General features: G+C 49.4%; 15 protein-coding genes. 6 read left to right on the forward strand and 9 right to left on the reverse strand.

The window, feature by feature from the left end:
* Positions 1-324 precede the first annotated feature (324 nt).
* Positions 325-2,109, forward strand: a complete 1,785-nt coding sequence (gene narX, locus IMQ33_RS11910; protein ID WP_196062991.1) for a nitrate/nitrite two-component system sensor histidine kinase NarX — start codon at positions 325-327, stop codon at positions 2,107-2,109.
* A 9-nt stretch (positions 2,110-2,118) separates the two neighbouring features.
* Positions 2,119-2,769: a two-component system response regulator NarL gene (gene narL / locus IMQ33_RS11915; RefSeq protein ID WP_024485411.1), complete on the forward strand. Its 651-nt coding sequence runs from the start codon at positions 2,119-2,121 to the stop codon at positions 2,767-2,769.
* On the opposite strand, the gene IMQ33_RS11920 is transcribed toward narL, so the two are convergent.
* From IMQ33_RS11920 to IMQ33_RS11930, 3 genes are all read right to left on the reverse strand, one after another.
* On the reverse strand, positions 2,766-4,577 hold the full coding sequence (locus tag IMQ33_RS11920) for a YchO/YchP family invasin (RefSeq protein WP_230326861.1): 1,812 nt from the start codon (positions 4,575-4,577) through the stop codon (positions 2,766-2,768). The two genes, narL and IMQ33_RS11920, sit on opposite strands and share 4 nt — an antisense overlap.
* A gap of 419 nt (positions 4,578-4,996) precedes the next feature.
* Entirely contained in the window at positions 4,997-5,950 is a 954-nt protein-coding gene (gene cbl / locus IMQ33_RS11925) for an HTH-type transcriptional regulator Cbl (RefSeq protein WP_065684236.1), read from the reverse strand.
* 308 nt (positions 5,951-6,258) lie between these two features.
* Positions 6,259-6,954, reverse strand: coding sequence for a gamma-glutamylcyclotransferase (locus IMQ33_RS11930; protein WP_024529763.1), 696 nt, complete (start codon positions 6,952-6,954; stop codon positions 6,259-6,261).
* Positions 6,955-7,459: 505 nt separating this feature from the next.
* On the opposite strand from IMQ33_RS11930, the gene IMQ33_RS11935 reads away from it, so the two are divergent.
* Positions 7,460-8,278 (forward strand): siderophore-interacting protein, encoded by an 819-nt coding sequence (locus IMQ33_RS11935; RefSeq protein WP_196062992.1) that lies wholly within the window; start codon positions 7,460-7,462, stop codon positions 8,276-8,278.
* A gap of 309 nt (positions 8,279-8,587) precedes the next feature.
* Entirely contained in the window at positions 8,588-9,688 is a 1,101-nt protein-coding gene (chaA, locus tag IMQ33_RS11940) for a sodium-potassium/proton antiporter ChaA (protein WP_024529765.1), read from the forward strand.
* 53 nt (positions 9,689-9,741) lie between these two features.
* Here chaA and lpxO read toward each other — a convergent pair whose 3' ends face one another.
* Positions 9,742-10,644: a lipid A hydroxylase LpxO gene (lpxO, locus tag IMQ33_RS11945; RefSeq protein ID WP_098931909.1), complete on the reverse strand. Its 903-nt coding sequence runs from the start codon at positions 10,642-10,644 to the stop codon at positions 9,742-9,744.
* A 627-nt stretch (positions 10,645-11,271) separates the two neighbouring features.
* The gene (locus IMQ33_RS11950) at positions 11,272-11,844 is read right to left on the reverse strand and encodes a tyrosine-protein phosphatase (RefSeq protein ID WP_196062993.1); all 573 of its coding nucleotides are present in this window, start codon (positions 11,842-11,844) and stop codon (positions 11,272-11,274) included.
* 134 nt (positions 11,845-11,978) lie between these two features.
* On the opposite strand from IMQ33_RS11950, the gene IMQ33_RS11955 reads away from it, so the two are divergent.
* Positions 11,979-12,452: a GNAT family N-acetyltransferase gene (locus tag IMQ33_RS11955; RefSeq protein WP_065684233.1), complete on the forward strand. Its 474-nt coding sequence runs from the start codon at positions 11,979-11,981 to the stop codon at positions 12,450-12,452.
* Between the two features lie 202 nt (positions 12,453-12,654).
* On the opposite strand, the gene IMQ33_RS11960 is transcribed toward IMQ33_RS11955, so the two are convergent.
* Together IMQ33_RS11960 and IMQ33_RS11965 are read right to left on the reverse strand one after the other, a co-directional pair.
* A complete protein-coding gene (locus IMQ33_RS11960) occupies positions 12,655-13,134 on the reverse strand; it encodes an Hcp family type VI secretion system effector (RefSeq protein ID WP_065684232.1) in 480 nt (159 codons plus the stop codon).
* A 469-nt stretch (positions 13,135-13,603) separates the two neighbouring features.
* Positions 13,604-14,275: a hypothetical protein gene (locus tag IMQ33_RS11965; protein ID WP_065684230.1), complete on the reverse strand. Its 672-nt coding sequence runs from the start codon at positions 14,273-14,275 to the stop codon at positions 13,604-13,606.
* 685 nt (positions 14,276-14,960) lie between these two features.
* Between IMQ33_RS11965 and IMQ33_RS11970 the strand changes: the two genes are divergently transcribed.
* Positions 14,961-17,225: a hypothetical protein gene (locus IMQ33_RS11970; protein ID WP_196067758.1), complete on the forward strand. Its 2,265-nt coding sequence runs from the start codon at positions 14,961-14,963 to the stop codon at positions 17,223-17,225.
* 586 nt (positions 17,226-17,811) lie between these two features.
* Here the strand turns inward: IMQ33_RS11970 and phoH are convergent.
* Together phoH and efeB are read right to left on the reverse strand one after the other, a co-directional pair.
* Positions 17,812-18,600, reverse strand: coding sequence for a phosphate starvation-inducible protein PhoH (phoH, locus tag IMQ33_RS11975; RefSeq protein WP_021180979.1), 789 nt, complete (start codon positions 18,598-18,600; stop codon positions 17,812-17,814).
* Between the two features lie 632 nt (positions 18,601-19,232).
* Positions 19,233-20,528, reverse strand: coding sequence for an iron uptake transporter deferrochelatase/peroxidase subunit (gene efeB, locus IMQ33_RS11980; protein ID WP_196061927.1), 1,296 nt, complete (start codon positions 20,526-20,528; stop codon positions 19,233-19,235).
* Positions 20,529-20,532: the final 4 nt, after the last annotated feature.

A 20,532-nucleotide genomic window follows, 5' to 3' on the forward strand; every position in this document is an offset into this window, starting at 1 on the left:
GCACACCCTAGTTGATCCCCTCAAGCGGTAAAGTTGACGCAAATCAATGAGCAAGCAGGTAGCTCATGGCGGAAAAACCGCATACATCCCTTAGTGAGTAGCCAATCAAGGTTAGCTAATCTATTGGTATTCAGCAGGTTATACCACAGTAGTGAGAAAGGTTTGGCAATGGCCCAGGCTGCAGGAAACTAAGGGGTACTTCGTTAGGGGTATGGGGTTACGCCGGGGGATGAGGAAAAATGGCTGCTATTGACGTAATTTGGCGGCCGGAGTTGCAGGTATCTCCTCTCTGGTTTCTGCTGCTCTATGGGAGATGCGTATTCGATGAAACGCTTGCTGGCCCCGCTTTCCATCGTTAACCAGGTTGCCCTGTTAATGCTACTGTTGGGAGTGCTGGGTATCGCCGGAATGAGTATTTCCGCCTGGATGTCGCAAAGCATTCAGGGCAATGCTCATGCCATCAACAAAGCAGGCTCCCTAAGGATGCAGAGCTACCGTCTGCTCTCCCAGGTTCCTCTGGATGCCCACAGTGACATACTCATGCAGGGATTGGATCAGGATGAAACCAGCCGCGACTTGCAGCAGGCGCTGGAGCGCGAAGGACTAACCACGCAGTTACTGACGCTACGTGACTATTGGCTAAACCAGCTGCAACCACGGCTGCGTCAGGCGCAACGCCCCGCCGATGCGGCCCCCCAAGTGGCCCATTTTGTCAGCCTGTTGGACAAGCTGGTTTCCGATATCGATCATCAAACCGAACGGCGCTTGTTGATGGTGACGCTGGTTCAGGGGGGATTTATCGCCCTGACGCTGTTGCTGCTGGTCGGCACCATCTGTTATCTACGCCGCCGTTTGCTGCACCCTTGGCGTCAATTGGTGGCATTGGCACTGGCGGTTGGCCGCGGTGATTTCAGCCACCGCTTTGCCCAACGTGGGCATCAGGACGAGATGTCTTCCCTCGGCGCTGCGCTCAACACCATGTCCGACGAGCTTGCAACCATCTATGCCAGGCTGGAGCAACGTGTCGCAGAAAAGACCGCCGACCTGCAACAGAAAAACCAGGTGCTGGGCTTTCTGTATCGCACCAGCCGCCAGTTACACACCAGCGAACCGATCTGTAGCCGCCTGACGCCGATCCTCAACCAGTTGCAAACGCTGACGCCGCTACACAGCATCCAGGTACGGCTGTATGAAAACAACAGTCAGGACCAGTTTCTGCAATTAAGCGGGAACCAGCCGTTGAGGCCTGAGTATTGCCATAATCCGGTCTGTAGCGCCTGCTTAAGCGAACATCAGCCGCATAGTCAGGGCCATCCTTCTCTTAGCTGGAGCCTGAGTGACCAACTGGGCAATTATGGCATCGTCGTCGCTCAACATGCTCCAGAACAACGGCTAAGCGATGAGCAATGTCAGTTGATGAATACCCTGATGGAGCAGTTGACCAGCGTATTGGCAATAGAGCGCCAGGTTGACCACCAGCAGCAGTTGATGTTGATGGAAGAGCGGGCCGCGATTGCCCGCGAGTTACACGACTCCATCGCTCAATCCCTCACCTGCCTGAAAATGCAGACCAGCTGCCTGCAAATGCAGGGGGGCGAACTCCCTCCGGCCAGCCTGGCGCTGGTGCAACAGATGCGTGAAGAGATCAGTGCCGCCTATCGCCAGTTACGCGAGCTGTTAACCACCTTCCGCCTGCGATTGACCGAACCTGGCCTGCTGGCGGCACTACAGTCTACGGTGCAAGAATTCAATCAGCGGCTGGGGATCACCATCGAACTGGATTATCAGTTAGGCCCACGTAGCGTACCGGCCTACCAGGCGATCCACCTGCTGCAGATCGCGCGTGAGGCATTGAGTAACATTCACCAACACGCGCAGGCCAGCCAGGTCGCGATTCGGGTGACAAACCTGCAGGGCGAAGTCACCTTGAGCGTCAGCGATAATGGCCGTGGCCTGCCAGATATCTGCGAACGGCCCGATCACTACGGCCTGATCATCATGCGCGATCGCGCCAAAAGCCTGCGGGGCCAGTGCGAAATCTTGCCGTGCAGCGGCGGCGGCACCGAAGTACGGGTAACGTTCCGGCCGGATAACTCTGCTATCGAATAAGGAAATATTATGACAACCGAAGAAGCTGCCACCATACTGCTGATTGACGATCACCCCATGTTGCGTAACGGCGTCAAGCAGTTGATTAGCATGGATCCGCGGCTACAAGTCATCGCCGAAGCCAGCAATGGCGAACAAGGGGTGGAACTGGCGGAGCTGCACGATCCCGACCTGATCCTATTGGATCTGAACATGCCCGGAATGAACGGTCTGGCAACGCTGGATCGCCTGCGCCAAACCGCCCTTTCCGGCCGCGTGGTGGTGTTCAGCGTCTCCAACCATGAAGACGATGTGGTGAGCGCGCTAAAACGCGGTGCTGATGGCTATCTCTTGAAAGATATGGAACCAGAGGAACTGCTCAAGGCGCTGCATCAGGCGGCGGCAGGGCAAATGGTACTGAGCGAGGCATTGACGCCAGTGCTGGCGGCCAGCCTGCGGGAAAACCGCCCGGCGGTAGAACGCGACATCCAGCAGTTAACCCCGCGCGAGCGCGATATCCTCAAGCTGATCGCGCAGGGGCTGCCAAACAAGCTGATCGCCCGTAAACTGACCATCACCGAGAGTACCGTCAAGGTGCACGTGAAACACCTGCTGAAGAAGATGAAACTGAAATCCCGCGTAGAAGCCGCCGTTTGGGTGTTGGGCAATAAGAAAGATTAGTTACCCTGTGGGTGCAACGGCCCGGTAACCGCAGGGATTGCCGGTGGCTGCAGGGTTTGCGGCGGCGGTAGCCCAGGCTCCCCTTCGATAGACAAGCTCAGGGGAGCGGTAACCTGAAGCGTGATCCAGTTCGAGGTGGCTTTCTGCTGCTTTTCATCCTCAAGGGTGACGGACAGTTGGTAGTGATTGCTGGCCCCTAGCGTCTCATCCCACTCAGGCACCGTCAAGGTCCACCCCTGCGGATCGTTGGTATTCGCCGGCGGCGTCAGGCTGACTGCCTGAGTGTCCCCTTGCCAGTTGACCGCAGTGATCTTATTGGCCGCTTTGATTTCCAGCACCAACGGCAGCGTTTCCCCTGGATTCAGGCTCCATGACGGCGTTGCCAGAAACACCTGCAACGTTTTACTTTCACGGAACTCCAGCACCGGCACATTATTACGTTCAATGCTGTCATAGCGGCTACCGCGCAAAGATTTGGCCTGTTCCACGTAGTACGGAGAAATCTGTTTGAGCAGCGGCACCCCAAGGCGGTAGGTCATGGCCAGCTCGACCTTGTCCTGGGTTTCGCCCACATTATCCAGTTTGTGCAAGGCTTTGACCGTGACCAACGGGACCGGCGTATAGTTGAGCCCCACCTGCATAGCGCTAGGATCCGTTTGTTTGTTGCCATTGCCTAGCAGATCGACACTGGCGCCGCGATACTGTTCAAAGCTGAGTGAGGCCCCAAGCTGGTGGTAAAACGGCAGATAACCTTGGGTGGTAATGTCGTAGCCACGCGCCGGACGGCCGAGAAAGACGGCATTATTTGCTTGTGGAGAATATGACGACAGCGGGTGGTAATAGTTGGCCGATAAGCGTAGATAGTCACCCCAGGCTTCGGCACCGATGCTGCCACGGTTGCGCTGATTCTGGAAATCAGTGTCGAGCACGGAGTTGTAGCCCAGCAGCCAATCCCCCACCATCCAGCGCTGCCCCAGGCCAAAATTACCCTGTGAACCGTTAGCCTTTTGCAGATAACCCACCTGGCTGTAGGTCAACAAGCCATCCACGTCATAGAGCGGGCTGAACAATTGACCGCTGCTGCCGGTGAAATCCCCTTCAGGTGTAACCGCAAGCGACAGTTTAGCGGTGCCGAGTGGTGAAAGTAGCTCCTCGGTCTCCTGCTGTAGGACAGAGCTGGCCTGGTTGGTCAGGTAATCTTTGGTATCGGCGCGCGCCCGCTCGCTGGATATCTGGTTAAGATTCTGCTCTGCCAGCTTTTTCGCCCGCGTAGCCCACTCTTTTTCTTTTTCGGCATCGTTGACGCCAGCGCTGCCCAGTTCCGGCAGCTCTTGCGCCGGAGATGCCTGCGCCTTGACCTCACTGACCACTGCCGCTGGCTTTTCTATCGGGGTCACGGCCGCAGGCACTTGCGCAGGGATGTCCGCCGCATTTGCCACCGCCGGTGGGGCAATGGTCTGAGCCTCTGCGGGTGGTGGTGCTACTGCCTGGGCTTCTGCTGCAGGTGTTACTGCCTGAACTTCTGCTACCGCCGCCGGTGGTACTACCGTCTGGGTTTCTACTGTTGCTGTCGGTGGCGCTTTAGCCAGATCGTCAATCACGCTCGTCCCGATAGAGGGAGCTTCCACCGTGGACTCAGCTTCGCTTTTCGCTGCAACGGGTGCCTCTGCCTGGGCGCCAGGCACGCCAGCTCCTGCCGGGGGAGCTTCCGCCTGGGCGTTAAACATCATCACCGGTAAAGCTAATAACCCGAGTAAGCGCGTGCTGGATAACAACTGTGACATCTTTTGCTGAATAACCTTGGTCATAACCACGTTTGCCCTTCGTCTTCCTTGCCGCATGGCAAACTCACCTCGTTGGCGCTACCGTTCCGGCCGGTAGAAAAAAACTGTCGCACAGCATAATGCAACCTGAGGCCATAGGGTAAGCGATCGGCAAAAAGAAGCCATCGGAAAAAGCTGTAATCGAGGCTTTCAACCAAGGGGTATTACCCGCGATAAAAAAGACGTCCGAACAGCACATTCCACCATTGGGGCAAACGTGCTGCACGGACGCCTGTTGAAATTCATCGCGGATATTCAATGTTTCCGCGTTTTAAAGTAAGCAGTTGGCATGCCAGTTTGCCAAGCTACAGATTTTAGAAGGTTATGGCCGTGCAATCTGTAATCCACCCCTCACTATTGCACAGTCATATGGCGCGTTTGCACCATTCCAGCGCATTACAGCCTCAGATCTGATAGTCGATAACCGGTTCCAACTGATCGGAGAACACTTTCTCTTTAATTTCCGTGAGCGACAAAGTGGGATTACATAGCTGGATAAACTGCCAGGTATAGTTACGTTGTAACTGACCGCGTTTCAGGCCCAACCAGACGGTATTAGGCTCAAACAAATGTTCGGCATTGAGGCTCACCAACCCACGATCGCGCTCTTTTTCAAACGACATATCTGCCAGAATGCCCACACCCAGCCCCAACTCAACATAGGTTTTGATAACGTCAGAATCCTGGGCGCTTAGCGCGATATCCGGCGTCAGCCCCGCAGCTTTAAATGCCGCATCCAGCCGTGAGCGCCCGGTGATCCCCTGGCGGTAGGTAATCAATGGTAACGTACTGAGCATTTCCAACGTGACCAGCGGCTGGCGTGTCAACTCGTGGCCTTCCGGAACCAGGATCGCATGGTTCCAGCGGTAATAGGGAAAAGCAGCCAACGACTCTTCGCTCATCAGGCGTTCACTGGCGATACCGATATCCGCTTCGCCGCAGGCCAGCATGGCGGCTATCTCCTCCGGGCTCCCCTGATTAAGCACCACTCGCACCTGCGGATACAGCGCCCGAAACTCCTTAATCACCCCCGGTAGGCTGTAGCGGGCCTGGGTATGTGTAGTGGCAATATGGAGTTGCCCCGCATCTTTACTGCTGAACACATCGGCCAGACGGCGGATATTATTGGCATCATTGAGGATACGCTCCGCAACCACCAACAGCTCTTTGCCTGGTTCAGTCATGCCTAATAACCGTTTGCCACGGCGGATAAATATCTCTATCCCCAGCTCTTCTTCCAGCTCACGAATATGACGGCTAACCCCAGACTGTGAGGTAAATAACGCATTCGCGACGTCAGTCAGGTTGTAGTTGCAACGCGCTGACTCACGAATGATTTTTAATTGCTGAAAATTCATTCCGTCTCCTTCTCTCCCCAAAACCGTTAACAATATTGATACGGAGTCTGCGCAGACAGAACAAATAAGGAATAATCTTTACTTATAGCTTTTCATGCTAAGTGCATTTTTTATCATTAAAAATTCATCGCTGCTTTTCTTAAAATTATAAATGGCTTTAAAATTAACAAGATAAATAACCATCTTGTTATTATGGTTAAATAACTTATGCAGCAAAAAGTTATTACCTAGAGAGATAAGATATATCAACGCGAGAGTTGTTGAAGCCTTTGGGGCGCGCAATACGACGCCCCGACGGTGTCTGAGGGTTAGGCCGTGGCTTCGCCACCTATTGGCCCTGAGGTGTTTTGTTGCAGCCACTGACGGACATAGCCGACCAGATCGCCGATGCAGTCATCCTTCATGCCGTGATTTTTCAACTCGTTGTCCAAGGCAAACAGATACTGCGCATTGGTGCCCAACGGGCCGCTGGCGCTGGCGATCAGCGGAGCGATCACCTGATGGCTGGTATCCGCTTCAAATAGCGGATGCTGCGGGTTCATCACAAACACCAAGGCGGTAACGACGCTGCCGTCGTCCAGCGTCAGCTCACACCAGGTTGGCAGATAACAACCGGTGATCATCTCACGCTTCCACAGTAGTTCCAGCTCTTCACGCAGCTTATCTTCCGGCAAGCGGAAAGCCAGACCGGTGGTTTGCCCCCCTTCCTGCAGAGCAAGCATGCGCCCTGGTTGATGTAGCGTGCCACGCCCGGCGGTCAAACGCAGGCAAAATGCCCGATGCCAGCCTTGCAGCGTCGCCGGGCGCACCTCTTCGGATTCAAATACCGGGTTCCACATCAGTGAACCATAGCCGAAAACCCATACCGGGCTATTATCCGGCCGTCTGGAGAGCGTACATGTCAGTGAGGCCGAGCGCTGTTCCGGTGTCAGCAACAGCGACTCTTCGATCGTGCCGAATGCCGTTTTGCAGTCTGCTTTTTGCAGAAAATCTCGAGTTAACACCTAATACAACCTCCTGAGAATAGGATTGCCCTAAACCCTTCGCCACTGTGTATGCAATTTCTTTTTTGGGATTCGGGGCGGGTTTATTTCCACCGCCCAGCAAAAATATATACCCTATGGATTTCAAGTTGCAGCTAGGCAACAAGCTTACTCATCCTCAGGAGCTTACTTTTGGGTAAGTGACTGGGGTGGGTAAGTGCAGATAACAACGCTGCAACTTGAAAGACGACGGGTATAAATGACCATATTCTTTTCTGACCATTCAATCAAGTTTCCAGGCATATTTAATGTGAAAAAGTATTTGTACCCAGAAGCAATAATAATTATAGACGTAAAACTTTACTCTTCCCCTGCGTTTTGTTAACAGAGCTCAGCGTTTTAACCGCAAAAAAATACAATCCGGGCGGATCACGCCGCTTGGCCTGATGCGCCATACCAACCAGCAAACAATTCTCATTATCAAATGGCGTGATATACTAGCCGCAGAATGATAAAGGAGAGTCCTGTGACAACCGAAACCCCACGCAGCCGCGCCCCCTATTTGATCGAAGTTGCCCGTTTACGCGACATCACGCCGCACCTGCGCCGTATCACCTTCAGCGCGCCAGACCTGCGTTTTTACCCTGCTGAAGCCGCCGCCGCACATATCAAGGTGTTCTTACCGCTCGCAGGCCAACCGCAGCCAGACCTGCCCACGCTCACCGAGAAGGGCCCGGTGTGGGCCGCCGATGCCGTGCGTCCACTCATTCGCACCTACTCTATTCGAGCCGTTCGCCCGCAACAGGGTGAGATTGATATTGAGTTTGCCCTGCACGACCACAGCGGGCCAGCGGTGAACTTTGCACGTCAGGCCAAGCCGGGGGATAAAATTGGTATCAGCAACCCTGGCGGCCCCAAGCCAATGTTGCCAGAAGCCGACTTTTACTGCCTGGCAGGCGATCCTTCATCGTTACCGGCCATCGCCGCACTGCTGGAAAACCTGCCTGCACGTAGCGAAGGCCACGCTTTTATCCGTGTCGATACCCAAGCGGACGTTATTGATCTGCAAAAACCTGCCGGTGTTGAACTAAGCTGGATCATTGGTGGCACGGAGAAAACGGCCGATCTCATCACGCAATTCTGCGCCTTGCCGCTGCCACAAAGCGGCACCCAGTTCTGGCTGGCAGGTGAGGATCGCCTGGTGGTCGAACTGCGTCGTTACCTGCGTCGGGAGCGCCAATGTGAGCGTAATCAGCTTTATGCGGTGCCTTACTGGCGTGAAGGGTTAAATGAGGAGGGTTACCACCAGAAAAGGCACGATATCATGGATAACATTGACTCCTGATCGCCATTATCTGCCTTATTTTCCGTTGAAAATGCCGGTTAAGCCCCATTTATAGGCGTTTAACAAGTAATGTCTGGTGTTTAACGTAAAAGTAAGTAAAAAAAACCGCATCAAATGCGGTTTTTTTGTTACTCTTATCGCATAAAGCATAGTTTTGCTTTCTAAAAACTAAACACAACATCACATTATTACTCAGCGTCATGCGCAGAGTGTATCCTATTATTATTAACAACTTTCTGGATACGCTGACCCTAACTGCAGGTGAACAGCGATGACGGGCCACGCAGTTTGAGAAGGAGATGTACCGTAATGAAGTCGCACAACGATCCTGGCCGATCCAAATCTCGCCACACAGAGTATTCCCTGATTTTCCCTATCGCCGCGCTGGTTGTGCTCAACTTGTGGAGCGGTACCAGTAGTTTCCCACTGATCGTAGCCATCAACATTATTGCCCTGGTCGGTATCCTCAGCAGTGCTTTCAGCGTGGTACGCCATGCAGACGTACTGGCCCACCGCTTGGGTGAACCCTACGGATCGCTGATCCTCAGCCTTTCAGTAGTGATCCTGGAAGTGAGCTTGATTTCTGCCCTGATGGCAACCGGCGACGCGGCCCCGGCCCTGATGCGTGACACACTGTATTCAATCATCATGATTGTGACTGCCGGACTGGTTGGGGTTGCCCTGCTGCTCGGCGGGCGCAAGTTTGCTACCCAGTACGTTAACCTGGGCGGTATCAAACAGTACCTGATGGCGATCCTCCCACTGGCGGTCATCGTGCTGGTGTTGCCAAGCGCCTTGCCTGGGGGCAACTTCAGCGTGGGCCAGTCACTGCTGGTTGCGGCCATCTCAGCGGCAATGTACGGCGTGTTTCTGCTGATCCAGACCAAGACCCACCAGAGCCTGTTTGTTTATGAACATGAAGATGACGATGGCGACCCGCACCACGGTAAACCCTCATCCCACAGCAGCCTGTGGCATGCCGCCTGGTTGATCGTGCATCTGGTCGCGGTAATTGCCGTAACCAAATTCAACGCCAACCCGCTGGAGGGCTTGCTCACCAAACTGAACGCACCAACCCAGTTCACCGGTTTCCTGGTTGCATTGCTGATCCTGTCCCCGGAAGGGTTGGGCGCTCTGCGCGCGGTGTTGAACAATCAGGTGCAGCGCGCCATGAACCTGTTCTTCGGCTCGGTGCTGGCCACCATTTCACTGACGGTGCCAGCGGTAACGATTATCGCCACCCTGACTGGCCAGACGCTAATCTTCGGCCTGCAGCCACCGCATATGGTCGTAATGCTGACGGTGTTGATATTGTGCCATATCTCGTTCTCTACCGGCAGAACCAACGTGTTGAACGGCACCGCGCACCTGGCGCTGTTTGCCGCTTATATGATGACGATATTTGCCTGATACCAAGCGGTTGCAAAACATCAGCGGGGCGCATTATTTGCGCCCCGTTCTATTTAAAATGCGAAGAAAATCAGTGCGGCGATCCCGCCAAACAGCAGCCATTTGATAATGTAATAGCCCGTCTTGTTCCAGGCTTTTAATCGCTTGCCAACCTTACGCACGGCATAGATATATTTGAACAGCCGATTAACGCCGCCGGTACGATCGCCCTCTTCATTCGGTGCTGTCGCAGCACTCATCAAATTACGCCCCAACCAGTGATTCACCGCCTGAGCCCAACGGTAACGCATTGGCCGTTCGATGTCGCAAAACAGGATTAAACGGTTTTCCCCGCTCTGATTTTCGGCATAGTGCAGATAGGTTTCATCGAACATCACCCCTTCGCCGTCACGCCAGCTGTAACGTTCGCCATCCACTTCGATAAAGCAGCGGTCGTCATTTGGGGTGATCAACCCCAGGTGATAGCGCAGCGAACCGGCATAAGGGTCGCGGTGGCGTGGCAAGCGGCTGCCATGGGGTAATTCGGCAAACATCGCGGCCTTCACCGAAGGCAGGCTGCGTAACAGCGCAGTGGTTTGCGGGCATAACGCCATTGCCGAAGGATGGTTATCCTCATACCACTTCAGGTAAAAGCGCTTCCAGCCGGTTTTGAAGAAGGAGTTGAATCCGGCGTCGTTAAACTTGTCCGACGCTTTGATTTGCTGGATCTCCATCAATTGCTTCCCTTCTTCCCGAATGGTCTGCCAGTTGTCACGCAGGATAATAAGATCGGGAAACTGCTCCGGTTGCAGGTAAGGCGTGGTCGGCACCCGTGAGAACAGGTACATAAACACGTTCAGCGGCGCGGTAAAGGTGGAATGGTCGGAAAGCTGACGCCAGAAAGGATAGCGAACACGGCCACGAAAATGAATGTAAATAACGCACAAAATCAATAAGATCAGAATGATATATTTCATGATGACTTCAGAACCCCAAAATACGACCATCAGTATGCCAAGCACGGCACACAACCCAACGATTTCCCTAGCTCCGTTAAGATCGGTTTAACGGCCGCAAGACACCAATAATTAACGTTATTGAAACCAAAATTCTATACAAAAAGCCGCAAAAATTTACACAAAGCTTAAACGAGAATGGGATTTACGCTAGGGAGGGAGCTAACGATTTAGCAGAGTCGGATTGGGGGGAGTAAATTAACACACGGGGAGAGATACTGGATTGCTGGTCAGGCAATCAGGTCCCCCCTCACCCCAACCCTCTCCCGCAGGGCGAGGGAGCTGCAACGGTGCTGTGTTTTGGCATTTTGACTAGGTCAGAACGGGGGGCGTTAAGCGAGTGCGGAGGTGGGAGGCAAGAGCTAATCCGTGGCACGGTAGGTCCCCTCTTCCTGTGGGAGAGGAATTGATACGGCCCTGTATTTAGTTATAGGAAGCAATCTGCAGCTTATTCACGAAGGAAATCGATACGGTGTTGTAAACCGATAAAGAGACCAATTGGTAGCACGGCCAGTCCCCTCTCCCTGTGGGAGAGGGTTAGGGTGAGGGGACGGTCGCCATAGCCAATCTCCCCCCTTTTCTAGCAAATCACTTCCCCTTGCCAAGGTTATCGGCAAAAACCCGCTGCCGTATCTTGCTGACATCGACATCACCAATATAGTGCGCAATCCCGGCATAATATTTTTCATGATAGCCATGCTCCGGCTTTCTCAATTCGGCCAGCACCGCAGGCTTATCCGCATTTTCAAACACCAGGCGATACATTGCCACCACTAGCCCGGTACGATCGCTGCCGTGCCAGCAGTGAACCAACACCGGTTTCAGGGCAAAACGAATTTCTCTGAGCGCCGTCACCACGATGTCGTCATTAATTACGGCGGCATTGATCGCCACCCGGCGCAGAAGCAAGCCTGTGCCTCTCGCTTCGCTGTCGTCGTCATGCCACTGGCGTAAACTGAGTACGGTTTTGATGCCCTGCTGCTCGAGCGTTTGCATCTGGGCAGCGGAGGGCTGAGAGGAGCGGTAGAGTTCTGGAGAGACCTGATGGTAGTTCTCTGGGGTCGTGGCATTTACCGAGGCAGTAAAACTCCCCACCAGCAGCATCGCGCCCAGTAACCACGTTTTCCCTACGCTGGACCGCCAGCGCTGAATATCGTCCATAATAGTATTCCTTAGTGATCCTGCGATTTATTGTACTCAAATTGGCCGCAATGGCGCAGCTTTATTGGTATCATCCCATTTACTGTTGGCCACCAGCACACCATAGTTTCTACCACATATACAAAGAGTTAGTAATGGATATTGTATTTAAACGCCTTAGCGATATCGATCGAAGCGAAATTATTGCCCTCAACACTAACCCAATGGTTTTACGCCAGATGCCCTTGGGTGATTCGAGTTTTGGCGATGCTGAATGTCTGGAATGGGTAACAAGCAAAGAATCCCAATGGGATGAATACGGATATGGGCCTTGGGCTTTTACAGTAAGCGACAAGTTTGTCGGTTGGGGAGGCCTGCAATACGAAAACGGAGATGCTGACTTGGCTTTAGTGCTCCACCCTGACCATTGGGGGCTCGGAAAAAAAATCTATGACAAAATTTTATCTTATGCTTTCAGTGAGATGGGGTTCAAGTCAATCACAATCCTGCTGCCCCCAACACGATTGAAAATTAAAGCAATATTTCGGCTGGGATTTCAGTTTGATGGTGACATTGAATATGACGGCGTTCATTTTATTCGCTATCGATTACACGCCCCTAAACGGTAAAAATCCACACTGGCGGACGATACGCTAATGGTGGCATGGCAAGCCTTTGGCTGAAGGTTAGAGTGACGGGACGATAGCCGTAGCCAATCCCCCCTTTGTCTCGCAAATTACTCAGCCTTCACCGCAGGCCAGTACCTCTGGCTTCACTGTCATCATCATGCCACTTTCGCAAACTGATCGAGTCATGGTTCAGATGGCACTCTCAATAAACATTGTCTGCCCAGATGCTATAACCTGAGGTGCCTGCTGCATGATGCTTCCAAGTAACACTTTGATACTTTACCGACACCGACTCATAGGGTTGAGCATCATTATGGGTTAGCGAATTTGGATAATGGCTAGAAAAACCAACGATTGTCGCACCCGTGATTTCTATGGAGTAATACAGTTCTAAAGTGCCATCTGCCGCTGTGCGATAAAAATCAAAACGAAGCGTCAGCAACTCATTATTAGTTATTGCGATTCCAAACAGAGGCGATGACTTATCAATCGCTTTGACAAAATCGATAGGCTGATGGTTTACATGCTGTTCGCGTGTGAGATCATGATCAAATGAAAAGATAGGAATTTCATCTTCATGCCCGACTTGATACCTATTTCCTATCGAGGCATATGTTGAGCAACCAGCGGAAATCAAACCCTGCGTACGCCCTTTTGCTGTCAAATAAATCAGATTTGCCATAATTATTCCCTTAAAGTTGATTGTTGCAATACTCCTTACCCGGAGTCATTCATCAATTTATTTCCTTAGAGAAGGATAACATTAGGCACTTCTCACCACCTCGGAGACTCGTCTCGCTCAGAAAAAAATACTCATCACCACGTTTCGGAGGATTCCCCCATGAATATCCAGCACTTAGATCCTTTCCCGTACTTTTTATATATGAAAGTAACTTCCCATAGCTCTCATCGATATTGCTTAGCCCACAGGTATACATGATGCTAGTCTGAGGATCGGACTCATCACTGGGCCCATACTCAAAGTAATAATCCTCTGATAGCCTCGGGGCATTTCTTATCTCCGCATACGTCAGAAGATAGTATTTTAAGAATTCTTTATCAGTGTAAGTAACATTAGGCATAGTCCATAACCACACCAAATAAAAAAAAACAAAAAACACCGCTATAATAAAAGCCATCATTGTTTTCAATTAGCGCACACCTAAGAATACGTTAGCATCAAGCGTATTTATTACTAAATCACTCTCATAGGAGGAGAATGGCTTGATAGACGACAGATAAGATGGAAGCCCTTTTTTATAAGGGTATGCATTATTGGGAAATCTTTCAGGATCGGGGAAAACAATCGCTTTTAACTCATTATTTTTATACCGACCAACAGGGCCATAATAGTCCCATATTTTCTGTGCATATTCCTTTGGCTTTGGCCTAATGAGTGCCATGTAGTTACGGGGAAGAACTACGGAGTAAAATCCCAAAAGGTTTGATACCAGATCCTCACAGCTAAAACCACTGTCCGTCACGCGGGAAAACAAAGCGTTCGATTGCAGCCCTTCAAATTTTAGCGAAACATAAAACATTATTGAAAGTGCTATGGATCGTTTGGTTTCTATCGACAATCCCTTCTTGACTTTCCATTGTGCCCGAACGCCAGTGCGAATACTGACACCAGCAAATGCTTTGCCCATGGCCTGGGAGTAATTAACCAAAAAATAATTCTTTAGCAAGGGATTGTGTGGCTCACTAAGCAACTGCCCCCATAATGCTCTGGCATCATCCCCTTTAGCATGCCCTTTATCAATCCACCCAAGATGCTCGGTGTAGATTAATCGGCCTTTTTCTATGTCTGCCCTGGTTGTCATATCCCTAACTCCTGTCAGGTCCCTTATTAATATCAGTATTACTATATATTAACAATTATGTCCATACACTAAAACTCGTCCCCCATACTTAATTGGCAAAACCCTATTAAAATCAACCAACTAAATAAAATTAGCGTGATATAACTAGGTTATTGATTTAATAAATAAACTTGCAATCATTAATGCTTAATATTTATTGCTTATTTGACTTAACTTACAAGATCAAAAACTCCGCAACCTAAACCCACCACTCCTGCTCGCTTCATGGTTCGGTTTTCATGCAGATGCATGCGCCGACGCAACCCGAGCCAAAGCTTGCGCTGCTTGGATAGAAGTTACGTGGAATCTGCATGCAAATTCATGCAGTCTAAATGCAAGTAAAAAACACATTACAATAAATCAGCCCCTTTATTTAGCCCACTGAAAGGAAATGGGTAAGTTATTATTTTTACTAGATTTTTAATTGAGCACTTCCATCATTCCATGCAAAACCACCCGATTTACTTAACATACTCAAGTGTGGGAAATTTCTCACAGTAATATTATAAAGGTAGAACCTCCTCACAAACACTCTTATGTGACATCATAGACAATCTAAAGATATCGTATATCATTACATGGTAGCATCTCGCAAAGTCATACCAGTGCAAACCGAGACATTATATTGATTTAATAAAGGAATATCATGGACAACAATGTAAAATTCATAAGTACAATAGCTATCGAGAAAGACTTTGAAGAGTTAGTCAGAAAGTATGTTGAGTGTTCATTTGGCGTTAACGCCTACCTAATCGGCGGCCCTTGGGATAATGGCAAGGATCTAGTATACAAAGTCAGAAACAAAGAAATAAAAGAAGCAGCACAAATAAGCATTGAAGAAAAAAACATTAATAAAAAAATTGATACTGATTTAAAAAAAGTATCAAAATTAATCGAAGACCATGGTTACCCACCAACTTTGAATTTCTTCTGGAGTCGTTCCATATCAGAATACACGCTAGATGATATCAGAACATCTGCAAAAAGAGATTATGGTATAACCATAGAGTTTTTTGATGCAAAAAGAATATCTCAAGACTTGACCAATAAATACCCAGAGCTATTGACCTTTGTTATTAGAGACATACATAAATTAACAATTGAAAAAGAAAACACCGTTGATGTAAAACAAAGAACCTTCTACGAATACTTGGTTTTAAGTAAGGATAGCGCTGATTTAAAAAATGCAATTGCCGACTCCAACATAATTTCAGTTTTATATGAAAAACCTAAAGATTTAGACTCCATCCATGCGGAAATGAAAGTAATGGGAATAAGAAAAGGAACCATCGCGGGAAGGTTGCAAAAACTAGCATCTAACAAAAGAGTAGTCAAAAATAGTGATATGTACGCATTATCTTCAAGTGAAAAGTCTAGAATTGATGCATTGACATTCCGCGAGATCTCCAACAAGAATGACCTTCTCAATGTTCTGAAAGTAGAGATAAATAAATACACAAACAATGATTTGTCTTTGGAAATTTTAGAGTTAATAAAAAAAGCATATGAAGCATCTATTGACGTCCAACTAACAGAACTGGCATTTGAGCCGCCAAAGACACAAATAGTTAACAAGATCGCCAATGACTTAAACGTTATTTTAAAAAGGGAGTGTGGACTTTCTAAAAAAGAATCCGAGGAGTTAACAAAGCGTCTTATTGAAGTTGCAGGTAACAATGATTACTTATCAGAATATTGTTCAGCAAAACTATGCATTAACCTATTAAACAACAGAAAGCTAGAGCAATATATTGAAAGTAAAATATTCTTTATTTATCTCGATGCACCAGTACTCATCCCTTACTTATCTGTAATTCGATTTTCCGACAACGACCTTTTTGATAAATCCCTTAGAAATGTTAAATTCATGAGGGAAAATATAAACACGCTAAAAAATAAACGATTGAGGGCAACATCTGAGCACTTTGAAGAAACAGTAAGGCATTTAGAACAAGCTGACAAAATCAGCCAGTTTGTAACTGACGAATTAATTCAAGAGCTAGGTGAGTCAAAAAACGTATTTTTCAACATTTACCTCAGGTGGAAAAGAAAACAGCCTACAAGATGTAACTTCACAACATTTCTTTATGAATTTATCGGAATATCCGAAGATGAAATTCCAACAAAAAACAAATTTGACGTTTTTTCTAGATGTGTATTAGATTTCTTGAGAATGAGTAACATTGATATCATTGATTATACCAATGAGGTAGACGGCACTTATATCTCAACAATTAAGTCAAAATTAACCAGAGAACCAGCGTTTAGACAAAGGAATTCAAGGACAATTGAAAATGATATAGTCTGTTCCTCTGCACTTGGTGATGACAAACTGCACTGTGATGAGGCCGGATATTTAAGCACTCCAATGCTTATAACACTCGATGGTTCTCAGTACACGTTAAGAAATGTAGTAAGAAAAAACTACAAGCATAAAGAGTGGCTTATTTATACGCCACAGAGAGCCATTGAAAGGTTATCAATGCTAAACATGAAAATAGCACCAGAATCTCTTAAGGATGGTGTGCTTGCAACTATTTCAGAAGAGTATTTTTTTAAAGACAATTCAAATAGCATAATAGACACCCTGTCATATATACTAGGCAACACCACAATCGATCAGGGCGAAATTATAAATTTAGCAACCAGATTAAAAAGACAAATAACAGAAGAGTCTCTAGGTGAAACAGAAATAGATATCGAGAAATACAATATCGTTAGTCAAGTCCTTTTGTACACTTATGAAAGCTTTAAATCAGACTTTAATAAAATTATAAAATTATTTTCCGATAGCACACAAAAGGAACCTTTAGTTGAACTACTTTTGAAAACCACAAAGGGCGGATTCAATCGCGAAGAAAAGGAGGTGTATTTGAAAAGCTTAAAAGCTCTCATTCAAACCGTAGACTAAGTATCTATATTTGATACTACCCCTAAGTATGACATCATGGACGGTTAGTCGCCCTTTGTGCGCATGGATGCGTGATACTATGGGCCATGAGCGAGTTTAAGCGTGTAGTCTTACGTAGCTCTCCCTTACAACGTCCCTCAGCACCTTGGCGACGTCTGGGTCATTCCAGCTAACATCCCCGCTCTCAATCAAATTCATCACCGCTGTGACGTACTCAGGCGGCGTGAAAGTCAAAACTGGCTCCGGTTCTTGCCCAACCTCCCCACAGTTATTGACAGAACTCCGAGTCGTGCCAAAGCATCAAAAGATGCCTAATCAACACGCAACAAGCACGAGCCGAGCATCACGCAGCACGTCTGTGCTCCAACTTCCCCAACGTTGTACGCCGCTAAATCACCTTCTTCAGCGGCAGCACAAAACACCTCAGTCAAGAATAGAGCATCCACATAGTGTCCACACTTGAGTCGTTTTTAAGGGCTTACAGGCACCTACGGTGCAACTTAACTCATTGTTTTACAATATATTCCACGTCATTCATGGCATAAAAAAGGCCACCGAAGTGGCCTTTTGCAAGCTTTCAGACAAATTAATCGTAAGCATTAAGCGTGCGTTGGCACAAGGCAGAGCGCACACAGTCCTGTTTGTCGAAACGAATGATGCCGACCATCTCGTCCTCTTCGAAGCGCTCCAGCGCGTCGCTAAGGCCGGATTTCACGCCGCGTGGCAAATCGCACTGGGTAATATCACCGTTCACGATCACCGTGACGTTCTCGCCCAGGCGGGTCAAAAACATCTTCATCTGGCTGGCCGTCACGTTCTGGGCCTCGTCCAGGATGACTACCGCATTTTCGAAGGTACGCCCGCGCATATAGGCGAAAGGCGCGATCTCTACCTTGCCAATTTCCGGGCGCAGGCAGTATTGCAAGAACGACGATCCTAAACGGCGTAGCAGAATGTCATACACCGGCCGGAAATAAGGGGCGAACTTCTCAGAGATATCCCCCGGCAAAAAGCCGAGATCTTCATCCGCCTGCAGAACCGGACGAGTGACGATAATCCGATCCACCTCTTTATGTATCAGGGCTTCAGCTGCCTTGGCTGCACTGATGAAGGTTTTACCGCAACCAGCCTCACCAGTGGCAAATATCAACAGCTTGTTTTCTATGGCTGATAAGTAATGACCTTGAGCTTCGGTTCTAGCCTCGATGGTAGAAGTATCCCGGCTGTCACGAGCCATACCGATAGATTCCACACCACCCATTTGTACCAGCGAGGTCACGCTTTCTTCTTCACGCTGGCGATGACTACGTGCGTCACGACGAATGACGCGTTTGGCTTCACGACGTGCTTTGATCACTGCTTTCTGTCTTCCCATAGTGGCACCTTACAGTTTGTTTCACCTACCGCAGGGCAGCAAACGCCGAGCGATTATGTTACACACGTATCAGGTTGTGGCCCCCTTTAAAGCCATAGAATGACGTGAACACCTAGCCGCCAAAAGGCGCGGCTCTTTTTCACAGAACAACGAGATTGGTACAAAACAGGAGTGTGTGTCAGCCGGATTAATGCGAAAGGAAAGCCAAGAGTCGGTCAGAAATTGAGAGTCGTAGAGAGCGCCCTCGTTACAACGAGAAATCAGTGAAGGTATGTTATTTGCTGTTTGTAGCCCAACCAAGGACTTTACCATTAGCGATCCCCGCAGTGATATTTACAGCATTGAGCTGTGCACCGTGTGAAAACTACCGCCAGATGATTACAGTATAATGACATTCAACCGCGCTGCGTTGCTAAAATGTAAAAAAATTTAATATTTTTTGTTTTAACCCGCTGCAACACCACTATATCAAAGCATAACCGCCTTGGCATTAAATTATTTTATTGTTAAATATCAACGCATTGATATTAATTCCGGCGAATGACATTTAGGTTGCCGGATTAAAAATTGAGCACATAAAAAAGCGCAGCCTTTGCGCTGCGCTTCTCTGTCCAACTAACAACTTTAGCGTCTCAAGCTTGCAACAAACTGCTGGCCAAATAATCGCCATTCGTCTTGACGCCCGGTAACACAAAGAAATAGCCGCCGCCGATAGGCTTGACGTATTCCTCCAGCGCTTCACCGTTCAATCGTTTCTGCACCGTCAGGAAACCCTGTTCCAAGTCTGCCTGGTAACAGACAAACAGCAACCCCATTTCCAACTGACCCGAATTGGAAACGCCCAGCGAATAGCTGTAACCACGGCGCAGCATCAGGTTGCTCTGGGTTTGTGGCGTACGCGGGTTGGCCAACCGAATATGGGCATCCATACGGATCAGCTTACCTTCCGGGTCTTTGGCATAGTCCGGTTCATCATGCTCGTGCTTCATCCCCAACGGCGCACCACTGTGCTTTTCGCGGCCAAAGATGGTTTGCTGCTCCTGCAACGGCGTCCGATCCCAAAATTCGACGTGGAAACGAATGATACGCGCAGCCTGATAGCTACCGCCAACGGCCCACGCAGGTTCTCCCGCTTTATCACCGACCCATACCACCTGATCCATTAACGGCTTATCGCTGGTTTTTGGGTTGGCGGTGCCGTCTTTGAAGCCCAGCAGGTTAATTGGCGTCTCTTTGCCCCGGCTGCGGGCCGAGTGTGCCGAGATAAAACCTTCCCGCTTCCAGCGCACGCTGAGCAAGTCTGGCGAATGCTTGATGATATCGCGCAGCGCGTGGATCACCGTTTCATTGGTATTGGCACAGATTTGCAGCAACAAGTCACCATGACACAGGGCAGCATCGAGTGAATCGTTGGGGAAACGCGTCATGGTTTGCAGGTGCAGCGGTTTCTGCGCCTGTAAGCCAAAGCGCTCATCAAACAGCGAAGTGCCAACGGAAACGGTGATGGTCAGGTTATCAGGGTAAATTTCCGGCCCCATGATGCCCGAATCCAACGGTGGCAGCTTGGGATCGACCTCCGGTGCCTTACCGCCGCTGGTGAGGAACGCGATACGGTTAGTCAACAGACGAAATAGCCGTTCAAGATCCTGTTTGTTGGTCGCCAACACGTCGAAAGCCACCAGCATCATGGCCGATTGCTGCGGCGTCAAAATACCGGCTTGGTGCTGGCCGTAGAACGGTTGTTTTTGCCAGCGTTCGTCCTGCGAGGTAGCCAGCGGCTCTTCTGCAGCCCGCGCCAGGGATGGCCCCGCCAACGCCAGAGCACCGCCCATCATGCCCAAACCCTGCAACAACCGCCTGCGCGAAGGCGAAGCGGCCTGCTCATCTTGAGGAAACGGCCCGTTTTGCGGGCCGGTCTTGTTGTTCATCATG

Source organism: Serratia sp. Res13-Sevr-LER1-36-b, from assembly GCF_015673035.1.
Lineage (GTDB): Bacteria > Pseudomonadota > Gammaproteobacteria > Enterobacterales > Enterobacteriaceae > Chania > Chania fonticola_C.

What these genes read in the sequence shown, in the direction of transcription:
- IMQ33_RS11955 (WP_065684233.1), top strand. Translation starts at nt 11,979, where the DNA reads ATGGATATTGTATTTAAACGCCTTAGCGATATCGATCGAAGCGAAATT.
- narL (WP_024485411.1), top strand. Translation starts at nt 2,119, where the DNA reads ATGACAACCGAAGAAGCTGCCACCATACTGCTGATTGACGATCACCCC.
- chaA (WP_024529765.1), top strand. Translation starts at nt 8,588, where the DNA reads ATGAAGTCGCACAACGATCCTGGCCGATCCAAATCTCGCCACACAGAG.
- IMQ33_RS11950 (WP_196062993.1), bottom strand. Translation starts at nt 11,844, where the DNA reads ATGGACGATATTCAGCGCTGGCGGTCCAGCGTAGGGAAAACGTGGTTA.
- efeB (WP_196061927.1), bottom strand. Translation starts at nt 20,528, where the DNA reads ATGAACAACAAGACCGGCCCGCAAAACGGGCCGTTTCCTCAAGATGAG.
- IMQ33_RS11920 (WP_230326861.1), bottom strand. Translation starts at nt 4,577, where the DNA reads ATGACCAAGGTTATTCAGCAAAAGATGTCACAGTTGTTATCCAGCACG.
- IMQ33_RS11970 (WP_196067758.1), top strand. Translation starts at nt 14,961, where the DNA reads ATGGACAACAATGTAAAATTCATAAGTACAATAGCTATCGAGAAAGAC.
- IMQ33_RS11965 (WP_065684230.1), bottom strand. Translation starts at nt 14,275, where the DNA reads ATGACAACCAGGGCAGACATAGAAAAAGGCCGATTAATCTACACCGAG.
- phoH (WP_021180979.1), bottom strand. Translation starts at nt 18,600, where the DNA reads ATGGGAAGACAGAAAGCAGTGATCAAAGCACGTCGTGAAGCCAAACGC.
- cbl (WP_065684236.1), bottom strand. Translation starts at nt 5,950, where the DNA reads ATGAATTTTCAGCAATTAAAAATCATTCGTGAGTCAGCGCGTTGCAAC.
- lpxO (WP_098931909.1), bottom strand. Translation starts at nt 10,644, where the DNA reads ATGAAATATATCATTCTGATCTTATTGATTTTGTGCGTTATTTACATT.
- IMQ33_RS11960 (WP_065684232.1), bottom strand. Translation starts at nt 13,134, where the DNA reads ATGGCAAATCTGATTTATTTGACAGCAAAAGGGCGTACGCAGGGTTTG.
- narX (WP_196062991.1), top strand. Translation starts at nt 325, where the DNA reads ATGAAACGCTTGCTGGCCCCGCTTTCCATCGTTAACCAGGTTGCCCTG.